The organism is uncultured Campylobacter sp. (assembly GCF_938017615.1).
In the GTDB taxonomy this organism is placed as follows: Bacteria; Campylobacterota; Campylobacteria; order Campylobacterales; family Campylobacteraceae; genus Campylobacter_B.
On sequence record NZ_CALIJA010000088.1, the window covers coordinates 1 to 10,965 of the forward strand.

The following is a 10,965-nucleotide window of genomic DNA, read 5'->3' on the forward strand; positions in this document are numbered from 1 at the left end:
AATTTTAATCTTTTTATGAAATTTAGCTTTGTTTTACCGCGACTGCTTTTGCGACGAAAAATCCAACTATCCCGGAAATTATTGAGCCTAAAAATACCGCGAGCTTGTCCGTGTAATGATACATATCGCTGCCGCCGTATGCGAGGCCATCGACGAAAAGTGCCATCGTAAAGCCGATACCACAGATGATTGCTACTGCGTAAAGCTGCGGCCAGCCTGCATTTTCAGGCATGTAGGCGATTTTGGCTTTGATTAGGATCCAGCTAAAGGCAAAAATTCCGATCTGTTTACCGAAAAATAGTCCGAGCATGATGCCCATCGGCACCGGACCGAAAAGGAAGCTAGGACTGATGCCTGCTAGCGAAACGCCTGCGTTTGTAAAGGCAAAGATCGGCAAGATGAAAAAATTTACGGGGTAGGCTAGTCCGTGCTCCATATCCTTTAGCATAGAACCCGAGCGGGTCTTAAGCGGGATACAAAAACCCGCAAGCACTCCCGCGATAGTCGCGTGGATACCGGAGTTTAGGACCATCACCCACAGCACCACGGCCACGATGATAAACGGAAGCTTTTTATCGACACCAAGTCTGCTCATCGCTAACATTATTGCGACACAGGCAGCTGCGCCGCCTAGATAGATTGCGTTTATGGTAGATGAATAAAACAAAGCGATGATTAAAATTGCACACAAATCGTCCATTATCGCAAGCGTCAAAACAAAAATTTTAAGGCTAGCCGGGATTTTTTTGCCCAAAAGTGCCATAACGCCCACGGCAAAGGCTATATCTGTCGCCGTAGGGATTGCCCAGCCCTTCATCGCGACGGCATCGCCCCAGTTAATGATCGAAAATATAATCGCAGGCATCATTACTCCGCCCAGAGCCGCGAAGCTAGGAAGTAAAATTTGAGAGAAATGGCGCAGCTGCCCTTCGATTTTTTCGCGCTTAAGCTCAAGTCCAATGGCAAAGAAAAATATCGCCATAAGCACGTCGTTTACTAAAAAATGCATCGATTCGTCAAGTTTCGCAGAACCCACACCTATGGTGAAGCTTAGATGTAAAAATGCCTCATAGTATTTAGATAAAAAGTCCACATTTTGAGCTATGATCGCAAAAACCGCGGATAGAAGTAATATAACGCCGGCGCTACTTTCGCTTGATAAAATTTTCTTAATGATATGTTGCACATGCTTCCTTTAAAATTTTGCTCTAATTTTATGCAAATTTTAATTAAATTTTTATCAAAACGGGCTAGTTGCTCGGTAAATTCGGCATTATTAGCATCGCATAAAGTATTATAAACATTATGATCGTAGGGCCTTCGTTGATCGCACGGAAGTATTTTCCGCTCCTGTGACACTCGTTTTTTTCAAATTTATACATATAATAATACAGCCACAAATGATAACAGATTAGCAAAACCCCGGCTAGTAATTTTATATGAAAATATCCCATTTTCATAAGCCCGGGATTTAAAACGATAAGCATCACGCCGCTAAAAACCGTCACTGCCATTGCTATCCAGCCGATCGCGTGATAGAGCATCCGCTCCATCTTTTTAACGACCTTTACGAAATCCGGCTTGTCTAAATTTTCAGCGTGATATACATACAAGCGCGGCATGTAAAATAGCATCGCCATCCATGAAATAAAACCCGCAAAATGGACAAATTTAAACCAATAGTAACTCATTTTTTCTCCTTAATCTCTCATTAAAATTTCTTTTCGCGCTTCGAATTCCTCTTTGGAAATCGCGCCTTTTTGATACAGCTCATAAAGTGCATCGACCTTTTTCAGACGCTGTTCGTAGTCGTCCTCCTCCGTCTCGCTTGCAAAAGCATTTAAATCTTCTACCCAAATTCCTACGAAAAATATATCTAGCAAAATCCAAATTCCCCAAATCGCCCAAAACAAAAAGCCCACTAAAAACCATAGTGTAAAGCTCCCTAGCCAAAATAGCGCGATTTGAGCAAATCCGCTGATAAATTTGCAGCAGTAAATTCTATGTAGTCCGCCGCCGATCGGCATAGCTGCGATCCATGAAAACGCACCTAAAAACCAAAGCGCGTAAGCGATATAATTATTTCTTTTCATTTTTCTCCTTTTTCGCGATCTTGTAGCTTTGGAATATAAAAATCACGACGGCCAGATCTATCATCACGTCGGCGAAATTAAACACCGCAAACTCAAACCACTTATGCCACGCGACGTAATCGACCACGCCGCCGCGAATGAAGCGATCGAGCAGGTTCGAACAGCCTCCCGCAAGCATCAGCGCAAACGGCATCCAGTGCTCGCAAAAGAGCTTTTTATGACAAAATACATACGCCGCAAGCGCCGAGATCAGCGCGATCTGGATAAATTTTAAATTTTCGCCCAAAAACGCAAACATCGAAAACGCAACGCCGCGGTTAAGCGTAAGCTCTAGCGAAAAAAACTCCCCCTGCCACGAAAAGCCGTTTAAAAACAGAAGTTTGATCGTTTGATCGATCGCGAAGATCACCACAAAAAGCAGGATAAATTTAATACAGGTCTTAGCCATCTCGCAATCCAAATTTAAATATGTAAAGCCCGCGTTTTTTATCCGCGCTTTTTGTGTGGAGCAGGTAGCTTGCCGCGCCGTAAAATTTCACCGCAACGCTACTCATTTAGGGCTTTGGTAAAAAATTTCTCGACCTCGTCCATTCGCTTTTGTAGCAGTTTTTCGTTTTTGCCCTCGATTAAGAGGCGGATAACGTTTTCGGTGCCGGAGTAGCGAAAGAGCGAGCGGATCTTGTCCGCTTTAAGGCTTGTTTCAAGCTCCTTTAGCCCTTTTAATTTTTCAAGCGGTTTTTTATCCGAAATTTTTAAATTCTTTAAAATTTGCGGATAGGGCTTAATCATCCCCGAAAATTCGCTTGCCTTCTTTTTCATATCCAGCATGCAGGCGGCGAATTGCAGCGCGCTTGCGATGCCGTCGCCCGTTTTAGCGTAATCGCCGAAGATCACGTGCCCGCTCTGCTCGCCGCCGAAATTTGCGCCTAGCTCGTGCATCGTCTCAAGTACGAATTTATCGCCTACATTGCAGCGATAAAGCGCGATGTCGTGTTTAGCTAAAAAATCCTCCAGCGCAGAATTACTCATCACTGTGGCTACCATTTTATTGCCTGTTAAGCGATTTTTTCCTTTCAAATAGACTGCTAAAATTCCAAGCAGCGCGTCGCCATGGATGATCTCGCCGTTTTCGTCCACGACTACGAGCCTATCGGCATCCCCGTCGAAGGCAAAGCCGACATCGGCGCGTAATCTTTTGACCTCCGAGGCTAAATTTTGCGGGCTTAGCGCGCCGCAAGCATCATTAATATTTTTGCCGTTAGGCTCGTCGCCGATGACGATCGTTTCGGCTCCCAGTTCATTAAATACGGTAGGTGCGACCCTGTAGCTTGCTCCGTTTGCACAATCAAGCACGACGCGAAGCCCGTGCAGCGTCTTTTGCTTCGGGAAGGAATTTTTAATATGTACGATATATCTGCCGATGACATCGTCCACGCGCTTTGCGGCGCCGATTTGCATCATTTTGGTGCGCGCCTCGGCGATGAGTTCGTCGCTGAAGTAAATTTTTTCGATCTGCGCTTCCTCTTTTTCGTCGAGCTTGAAACCTTCGCTGTTGAAAAATTTAATGCCGTTGTCGTAGTATGGATTGTGGCTTGCGCTTATCATGATGCCCGCGTCGCAGCGCATGTCCTCGGTGAGAAAGGCGATCGCAGGAGTAGGCATCGGACCGATCTGACGGACGTTGTAGCCCACCGAGGTAAGGCCTGCTACGATCGCTGTTTCTATCATATAGCCGCTTCTGCGGGTATCTTTGCCGACTAAAATCATATTCGTAACGGAATTTTTCCTAAAATAAATTCCCGCTGCCATCGCTACGCGCATTGCAAGCTCGGCGGTTAGAAATTCTCCCGCTTTGCCTCGTACGCCGTCCGTCCCGAAAAGTTTCATTATCAAATCCTTATATAAAAATCGGGAAATTCTACCAAAAAAAGTTTAATCTACATAAATTTAAACTATATTTAAATTTTACTTAAATTAAGCGTCGATTAAATATTTTTTACGTATAATCGCAGGTTCAAATTTAACTGAAAAGGAACATTATGGCAAATCACAAATCCGCCGAAAAACGCGCGAGACAAACCATAAAAAGAACGGAGCGAAATAGATTTTATCGCACCAGAGTAAAAAATATCACAAAAGCCGTAAGAGAGGCGGTCGAGAGCAAGGATCTAGACGCAGCGACTCAGGCTCTAAAAACGGCTAATGAAAGCTTTCACAGCTTCGTAAGCAGGGGCTTTTTGAAAAAACAGACCGCGAGCAGAAAAGTAAGCCGCCTAGCCAAACTCGTAAATTCTTTAAAAACCGCCGCGTAAGCGCCCCTTACGCATAAAATTTAAATGCTAGCCGATAAACTAAAGCCTTTTTTGGATCGCTACGACGAGCTTTCGCGCATGCTTAGCGATCCCGCAGTTACCGCAGATATCACTAATATGACGGCATTATCTAAAGAGCAGCGCAGTATCGAGCCGATCAAAGAGGCGGCTAGCGAGTATCTTAAAATTTTAAATCAGATCGAAGAAAACAAAGCCCTGCTAAGCGATGCCGATCTCGGCGAGCTAGCCAAAGAGGAGCTTAAAAGCTTAGAGACGCAAAAACCGCAGCTAGAAGAAAAAATCAAAATTTTACTGCTTCCGAAAGACCCCAACGACGATAAAAATATCTTCCTTGAGATCCGCGCGGGCACCGGCGGCGACGAAGCGGCGCTGTTTGCGGGCGATCTGCTCGGCGCGTATCTGCGCTACGCCGATCTTCGCGGCTACAAATGCGAGATCGTAAGCACTAGCGAAGGCAGCGTCGGCGGTTATAAAGAAGCGATCTTGCTCGTAAAGGGCGCGGGAGCGTATTCGCGGCTGAAATTTGAAGGCGGCACCCACCGCGTGCAGCGCGTCCCCGAGACGGAGAGCCAGGGCAGGGTGCATACCTCCGCAATCACCGTCGCCGTCATGCCCGAGATCGAGGATAGCGAGATACAGATCAATCCAAATGACCTTCGCATCGACGTTATGCGTAGCTCCGGCCACGGCGGGCAGTCCGTAAATACCACCGACAGCGCCGTCCGCATCACTCACATCCCGACCGGTTTAGTCGTCACCAACCAAGACGGCAAAGATCAGCATAAAAACAAAGAGGCGGCGATGAAGGTGCTAAAGGCGCGCCTTTACGATATGCAGGAGCAGGAGCGGCTCGAAAAGGAGCGCAAAGATCGCAAGGATCAGGTAGGCACCGGCGACCGCTCGGGGCGAATTCGTACCTACAACTATCCGCAAAACCGCATCAGCGACCACCGCATAAATTTAACGCTCTACCGCCTGGACGCGATAATGGCAGGGGGCTTGTTCGACGAGATCATCGATCCGCTCATCGCGCACTCTCAAGCCGAAGCGATCGCAAACGCGGGCTATTGAGCCTTTTAAAATTTAGACCTTACATCCGCCCGCTTTGCCGAATTTTGCCTCGATCAAAAGCACCAAGATGAAGAAAATTTTTTCGTCGTTAAACTTCGCAAGCTCGCGCAGGTCTTGATCTGCGCTTATGAGCTTGATGCCGTTTGATTTCAAAATCGCAACGAACTCGTCCGCACTAAAGCCCATTTTACCAGCGATTTCTCTGATATTATAGCGCTCGATCGCGCCGATTATGCGATCCATATTGCAAAAACCGGGATTTTTGCGGCTCAAAACCACGTCCAAAAACTCGCCCCAGAGCTTTACGAGCTTCTTTCGCCTCGTGATTATATGCAAGATCGCGACGCAAAGCAGGCCCAATCCCGCGATCTTATGCAGGCTCATCCACGTCTCGTCGTACTCGCCGCGCGCAAAGTAGGCGCCCGAAAAGCCCAAAATGCAAAGCGCGCAGCCTAGCAGCACGATGAGCGCAAATTTATAAACAATCCCCGCTTTAAGCATAAAATCTCCTTGCTTCGTTTTAAAATTTAGCGGCTTCGCGCGAAGCGTCTCGGCTAAATTTTATCGCCGCTTAATATAAATGAGTAATTTTAATAAATCTGGATTTAAAAAGATATGAATTTAAAGGCGAAATCCCTGCAGCGTGAAATTTCAACGGCCGAATTTAAAGCTCTATCGTCCGCTCGAATATATCTTCAAGGCCGTTTTGATGCACGATCGCTAGCATGCCTAGCCTTGGTAGATCCGCGCGCAGACCAAGTAGCAGCTCGCGCGCAGAGCCGGGATCAAGCGCAGACGTGATCTCGTCAGCAAAAACAAAGCTCGGCTTGTGGTAATGAATACGTGCGAAACTAAGCCGCTGCGCCTCCCCGCCGCTTAAAATTTTAACGTAATCGGCGCGCGAGTTTAGCATGCGGGCAAATTTCTCAAGCCCTACGCTACGTAAAATTTCTAAAAATTCCGCGTCGTCTGCGCGCGGCGGCTGCGGATAAGCGATAAGCTCTTTTAGGCTAAGCGGCGCCAGATAGGGCTTTTGCGGGACAAACATCACGCCCGTGCGCGGTAGGCTGATCTCGCCGCAGCCGTATCGCCAAAGCCCCGCCGCGTAGCGCAGAGCCGTACTTTTGCCCGCGCCGCTCTTGCCTCGCAGCATTATAAACTGCGCGGGCGCAAGCTCGAAGCGTAGATCCTCGATCAGCGGCTCGCCCGCAGGCGTGAAGACCGACAAGCCCTCACACCGAGCGGAATTTTCGTCGCTTTGTTTGACGCAAGCACGCAGATTTGCGCTCTCGCCGTCCATGCGCGAGATGAACTCATAGATCCTCTGCACGCTCGCCGCCCACTCCATGATCTGCTTATAATAGTCCATAAACCACGCAAATCCGTCCTGTACGCTGTAAAACGCCGAGCGTGCCTGCATCATATCGCCGAAGCTCATCGCGCGCGACAAATACAGCGGCAGGCAGGCAAAGATCGGGATTAAATTCGCGATTTTTAGGTAGCTTGCCGAAAAGCACTCGAGGCGAAATTCCGTATTCATGATGCTGCGCCAGTTTCTCATGATCTCGCCGAAGCTCGCGCGAAAGCGGCCGCGCTCGGCATCCTCTCCGCGCATAAACGCCACGGCTTCTGCATTTTCGCGCACTAGCAGCAGGGTTGCCGCCGGCTTCGGCGCGCTGCTTAGCAAAATTTAGCCCCCTAAGCCTGCGCCCGATGAGATGCGTGATCAGCGAACAAAGAAGAGTATAAATAAGCGCGACGTAGAGCAAAAAGCCCTCGATCTCAAAGCGCATGCCAAAAATTTCAAATTTCAGCACCTTCGAGACCTGCCACAAGATCGCGACGAAGGCGATGAGCTTGGCGAGATTGTAGACGAGCGATTTTACGAGATCGACGCTTTTTTGCACGAGCAGCAAGCTGTCCTCGGCGATACGCTGATCGGGGTTGTCTAGCTTTGTGATCGTTTTTGAAATTTCACGATCTGCGCGAGTTTTAGATGAAATTTCATTCTCGCTTGCGCCGCTTTGCCCTGCTGCATTTTGCTTCGCCGCACTCGGTAAAATTTCAAGCCCGCCCGCGTCTCTATATAAAGCCGCGCTGTCCGCCTCAGCTGCGGAATACTCTGCGCGCTCGTTTAAATTTGCGTCGCCAGGTTTTTCTAAATTTGAACCGCCCCGGGCGCTAAAATTCCCCTCAAGACTCGTACGGTAGAAGTTTGCGTTATGTAGCCATTTGCGCTCCATCATCGCGCTTAGCCGCTCGCGCCAGACGATTACGAGCAGTTTGCGAAGCCAGCTGCCGCAGACGATGAAAAGCACAATGAGCGCCGTGTAGAGTAAAAATTCGCCCACGAGCGCGGGGATCAGCTCGCCCTTAAGCTCGCTTAGCGCGTCGTAAAAGCGCTTATCCCACGCGTTCATCAGCACGCTGATTTTGATGATAGCGAGGCTAAAACCAAGCGCGAGCAGCAGCAGCGCCCACAGCTTCGCCGCGCCCTTGCCGAACCAGTGCGGACGTAGAATTTCAAAAAATTGCTTTAGCGTTTTCAAATTTTCTCTTTAAATTTTAAAATTTAGCGCCGATTACAGCGAAATCGCGGGATTAAATTTGATCCCGCAGACTCGCGAGCGAATTTTATGCTCGCAAGTCTGTGCGTTTAATTCACTTGGAATTTCGCGAAATTAAATTTATCGCCCCTGCCCGCGATCGCCCGGATCGCTCGCGCTAATCAATCGTTAATCGACCAAATCGCGAGTTAAATTTTAATCCCGCGGCTTCGTTTAAATTTTACCCGTCTCGCCACGCGCTACTTGCGACAAAGCTTGGCCTCTCGCCTCTGCGCCCGCTTCATCCGCGCTCTTATAAAGTCCGATTTATCCGCAACCGCGTGCGAGGGAGTTTATCCAAGTTCACATAAGCGCGAAATTCCATCCGCACCTAATATGTATAATTAAGCGTCAACATAAAATTCCGCGGCTCGCCATAGTAGTTGTTATGTCCCGCGACGCGATTTTGCGTATTTTCAAAATACTTCTTATCCGTGATGTTTTTAACCGCAAAATTTACGCTAAAGTGTTTGTCGAAATGGTAGCCGATGTTTGCGTCCCACAGCGCGTAAGCCTTTTGCGGCGCGGCATAATACGCAACGTTTTCGCGATATATCGAAGCGGTTTTGCTCTGATAGCGCACGCCCGTACCCAGGGCGATCTTACGATTTTCGCCGAGCGGGATTTCATAGTTCGTGTAGAACTTAAACAGATGCTTCGGAATGTAGCGTTTGGCGTTTGCGCCCTTGCTATAATCGACCGCTGCGGAGGTTCTTTCCGTCTTTAAATAGACGCTGCGGTTGAAAGTATATCCCGCGAATAATTTCCAATTCTCAGTAAGCGAGCCTTGCAGCTCGGCATCTATGCCGCGACTTCGCACCTTACCCTCGGCGATGGAGTAGTTCGTATTAAGAGGATCGCTCATCGCCCTATTTTTCTGAATGATCTGAAATAGCGCGACATTCGTATTAAGCGCGCCGTCAAAAAATTCTCCCTTCACACCGGTTTCTAAATTATAGCCGACTACGGGATCTAAAATTTTACCGTCCTTGTCGCGCGCAGCTTGCGGCTTAAAAATTTCGGCATAGCTTGCGTACCACGAAAAATTATCCGCAAAATCCCAGACCACTCCCGCATACGGCGTGAAATCCGATTTGCTCGGGCTTGCGCTATGCGAAGCCGTACCGCGCAAAATATTATAATAATACCTGCTGTAGGTTACCTTCGAAAAGCGCCCGCCGAGCAAAAAGTGAAAATCGTCGGTTAAGTTTAATCTAGTCCCGAGCGAGATCGCGCGCTGCTTTATGGTAGTGGAGCTTCTGTCTTTAAAGCTAGCGGCGCTCCAATCGGGCTGAGCGATCCTTGAGCGGTCCCAGTTATAAATATTCATCCCCAGCGACGCCAAAGACGAATCTCTCGTTCTGGTCTCGCGCCAATTAAGCTTTTCGTGGCTAAGCGAGCCGTTTAAGAAAAAGTCGTGCTTCTGCCCAAATGCTTCAAATTTGCCGTCTAGCCCCGTTTGAAACCCGATCTCTTTGGAGTCGTTATCGTAAATTCTATATCGCACCGTATGCGACGTAGTGCCGTTGTAAGGATCTGCCCCGCCGAGCGCTCCGAATTTTAACATGCTGCCGCTATCGGTATAATTGAGCCTCGCATAGGCTTTCAGATCATCGCTAAATTCGTGCGAGAGTTCGCTGTAGACGTTAAATTTTTTATATTCGCTCTCATCCCAGTCCGAGCCGAAATAGCTTCTGCGCGGTAAATTTAGTAAATTTCCATGATTATCTAAAACGGGCACGCCGTAAATATCATAGACGCCGACGGTTTTTTGCCACAAAAATCCCGCGCTAAGAAGCGTTTTATCGGCCACGTCAAATTCCGTCGAAACGCCGACGCCTTCGCGATAGCCGTTGCGCGGATAGTCCTTAAACGAGCCCGTTTTACTTAAAATTCCGATCAGCCGCGCGCGTGCCGTACCACTTTGATTTATCGCATCCGTAACGTCGATCATACCGCGATAATTATCCCAGCTACCGCCGCTTAGACTTGCGTTAAAGCCGAACTGGTCGCTCGGACGCTTTCGGATTAAATTTATCGTGCCGCCGGGTTCGCCGTTGCTTTGCGTAAGGCCCGCTACGCCGCGCAGAACCTCGACGCGATCGTAGAATTCCAAATCGGTAAATTCCTTCGATGAGCCCAGCGGCCCGAACACGGAGCTAGAAACCGAGCTTGCGATGCCGTCTTCTTGGATATTATCGACATAAAAGCCGCGCGAGACGATGCGATTGCCGCCTGCGTCGTTATTTAGTGAAATGCCGGTGGTGTATTTTGAAAGAGCCTCTTCGGCGTTGTGCAGGCTCAGATCTTTAAAAGCTGATTGGAGATGACGCTTATGGATTGCGGCATTTCTCTTATGCTTAAATTTAGCCCCGTCGCAGTGCTCATATTGCCCGTCGTATACGAGCCGGTGCCTTCGGTAGTGGACAGATCGGCCTTGCCCGTGACGTTTATGGTGCCGAGATTATCGCCGTCTGAGCTCTGCGGCGTAGAATTTGCCGCGCTACCGCTTTGTGACATGGAATTTACGACGGTAGAACTCGCTGGTTCTTGCGTAGAGCTTTTCGGCGCCGCACTATTGGCGGCGGAATTTGAAGCAGACGGTGCGGAGCTCCGTGATACGGCGGCTGCATGTGAGCTTTGCAACGACGAAATTTTAGAGGTAGAGCTCGCGACGGGCGAGTTTTGAGAAGCGCCGCTATTTTGCGCCGCAGTAAGCCAAAACGGCGAGCAAAGTAGCGCAAAAGAAAGTAAAATTTTACCCTTTTTCATAAAAATCCTTTTTAGATTTTATAATCTATATCAATTTACTAGCGGGATTATCTTACAATTCCTCTTAAATAATAATAAAATTTTTAATAA

11 protein-coding genes and 2 pseudogenes are annotated in these 10,965 nt (G+C 48.3%); 2 read left to right on the forward strand and 11 right to left on the reverse strand.

Annotation, left to right across the window (positions count from 1 at the left end):
• Positions 1 to 22: 22 nt before the first annotated feature.
• From nhaA to glmM, 5 genes are all read right to left on the reverse strand, one after another.
• Complete coding sequence (nhaA, locus tag Q0620_RS04015) at positions 23 to 1,186, reverse strand: Na+/H+ antiporter NhaA (RefSeq protein WP_298783310.1); 1,164 nt, start codon at positions 1,184 to 1,186, stop codon at positions 23 to 25.
• A gap of 64 nt (positions 1,187 to 1,250) precedes the next feature.
• Positions 1,251 to 1,691, reverse strand: coding sequence for a CopD family protein (locus tag Q0620_RS04020; protein WP_291938887.1), 441 nt, complete (start codon positions 1,689 to 1,691; stop codon positions 1,251 to 1,253).
• A 9-nt stretch (positions 1,692 to 1,700) separates the two neighbouring features.
• A complete protein-coding gene (locus tag Q0620_RS04025) occupies positions 1,701 to 2,093 on the reverse strand; it encodes an SHOCT domain-containing protein (RefSeq protein WP_298783311.1) in 393 nt (130 codons plus the stop codon).
• Positions 2,080 to 2,541: a signal peptidase II gene (lspA, locus tag Q0620_RS04030; protein WP_298783312.1), complete on the reverse strand. Its 462-nt coding sequence runs from the start codon at positions 2,539 to 2,541 to the stop codon at positions 2,080 to 2,082. Before lspA ends, Q0620_RS04025 begins: the two co-directional genes overlap by 14 nt.
• 98 nt (positions 2,542 to 2,639) lie before the next feature.
• Positions 2,640 to 3,980, reverse strand: a complete 1,341-nt coding sequence (gene glmM / locus Q0620_RS04035) for a phosphoglucosamine mutase (RefSeq protein ID WP_298783313.1) — start codon at positions 3,978 to 3,980, stop codon at positions 2,640 to 2,642.
• 152 nt (positions 3,981 to 4,132) lie between these two features.
• Here glmM and rpsT point away from each other — a divergent pair, with 152 nt between their 5' ends.
• Together rpsT and prfA are read left to right on the forward strand one after the other, a co-directional pair.
• Positions 4,133 to 4,405, forward strand: a complete 273-nt coding sequence (gene rpsT, locus Q0620_RS04040) for a 30S ribosomal protein S20 (protein ID WP_291938896.1) — start codon at positions 4,133 to 4,135, stop codon at positions 4,403 to 4,405.
• Between the two features lie 24 nt (positions 4,406 to 4,429).
• On the forward strand, positions 4,430 to 5,497 hold the full coding sequence (prfA, locus tag Q0620_RS04045) for a peptide chain release factor 1 (RefSeq protein ID WP_298783314.1): 1,068 nt from the start codon (positions 4,430 to 4,432) through the stop codon (positions 5,495 to 5,497).
• A gap of 12 nt (positions 5,498 to 5,509) precedes the next feature.
• On the opposite strand, the gene Q0620_RS04050 is transcribed toward prfA, so the two are convergent.
• From Q0620_RS04050 to Q0620_RS04070, 6 genes and pseudogenes are all read right to left on the reverse strand, one after another.
• Positions 5,510 to 5,998, reverse strand: a complete 489-nt coding sequence (locus Q0620_RS04050) for a chemotaxis protein (RefSeq protein ID WP_298783315.1) — start codon at positions 5,996 to 5,998, stop codon at positions 5,510 to 5,512.
• A gap of 163 nt (positions 5,999 to 6,161) precedes the next feature.
• Entirely contained in the window at positions 6,162 to 6,866 is a 705-nt protein-coding gene (locus Q0620_RS04055) for an ATP-binding cassette domain-containing protein (RefSeq protein ID WP_366125024.1), read from the reverse strand.
• Positions 6,867 to 7,019: 153 nt separating this feature from the next.
• Positions 7,020 to 7,112: pseudogene (locus Q0620_RS10845) on the reverse strand (hypothetical protein); the annotation flags it as partial.
• A 106-nt stretch (positions 7,113 to 7,218) separates the two neighbouring features.
• Positions 7,219 to 8,046: pseudogene (locus Q0620_RS04060) on the reverse strand (ABC transporter ATP-binding protein/permease); the annotation flags it as partial.
• 388 nt (positions 8,047 to 8,434) lie between these two features.
• On the reverse strand, positions 8,435 to 10,444 hold the full coding sequence (locus Q0620_RS04065) for a TonB-dependent siderophore receptor (RefSeq protein ID WP_366125025.1): 2,010 nt from the start codon (positions 10,442 to 10,444) through the stop codon (positions 8,435 to 8,437).
• Complete coding sequence (locus Q0620_RS04070) at positions 10,405 to 10,875, reverse strand: hypothetical protein (RefSeq protein ID WP_298783317.1); 471 nt, start codon at positions 10,873 to 10,875, stop codon at positions 10,405 to 10,407. The genes Q0620_RS04065 and Q0620_RS04070 overlap by 40 nt, the downstream gene beginning before the upstream one ends.
• Positions 10,876 to 10,965: the final 90 nt, after the last annotated feature.

Excerpts from the sequence above, each read along its gene's own strand:
- Q0620_RS04020 (WP_291938887.1), bottom strand. The coding sequence starts at position 1,691 with ATGAGTTACTATTGGTTTAAATTTGTCCATTTTGCGGGTTTTATTTCA.
- Q0620_RS04025 (WP_298783311.1), bottom strand. The coding sequence starts at position 2,093 with ATGAAAAGAAATAATTATATCGCTTACGCGCTTTGGTTTTTAGGTGCG.
- lspA (WP_298783312.1), bottom strand. The coding sequence starts at position 2,541 with ATGGCTAAGACCTGTATTAAATTTATCCTGCTTTTTGTGGTGATCTTC.
- glmM (WP_298783313.1), bottom strand. The coding sequence starts at position 3,980 with ATGAAACTTTTCGGGACGGACGGCGTACGAGGCAAAGCGGGAGAATTT.
- rpsT (WP_291938896.1), top strand. The coding sequence starts at position 4,133 with ATGGCAAATCACAAATCCGCCGAAAAACGCGCGAGACAAACCATAAAA.
- prfA (WP_298783314.1), top strand. The coding sequence starts at position 4,430 with ATGCTAGCCGATAAACTAAAGCCTTTTTTGGATCGCTACGACGAGCTT.
- Q0620_RS04050 (WP_298783315.1), bottom strand. The coding sequence starts at position 5,998 with ATGCTTAAAGCGGGGATTGTTTATAAATTTGCGCTCATCGTGCTGCTA.
- Q0620_RS04055 (WP_366125024.1), bottom strand. The coding sequence starts at position 6,866 with ATGGACTATTATAAGCAGATCATGGAGTGGGCGGCGAGCGTGCAGAGG.
- Q0620_RS04070 (WP_298783317.1), bottom strand. The coding sequence starts at position 10,875 with ATGAAAAAGGGTAAAATTTTACTTTCTTTTGCGCTACTTTGCTCGCCG.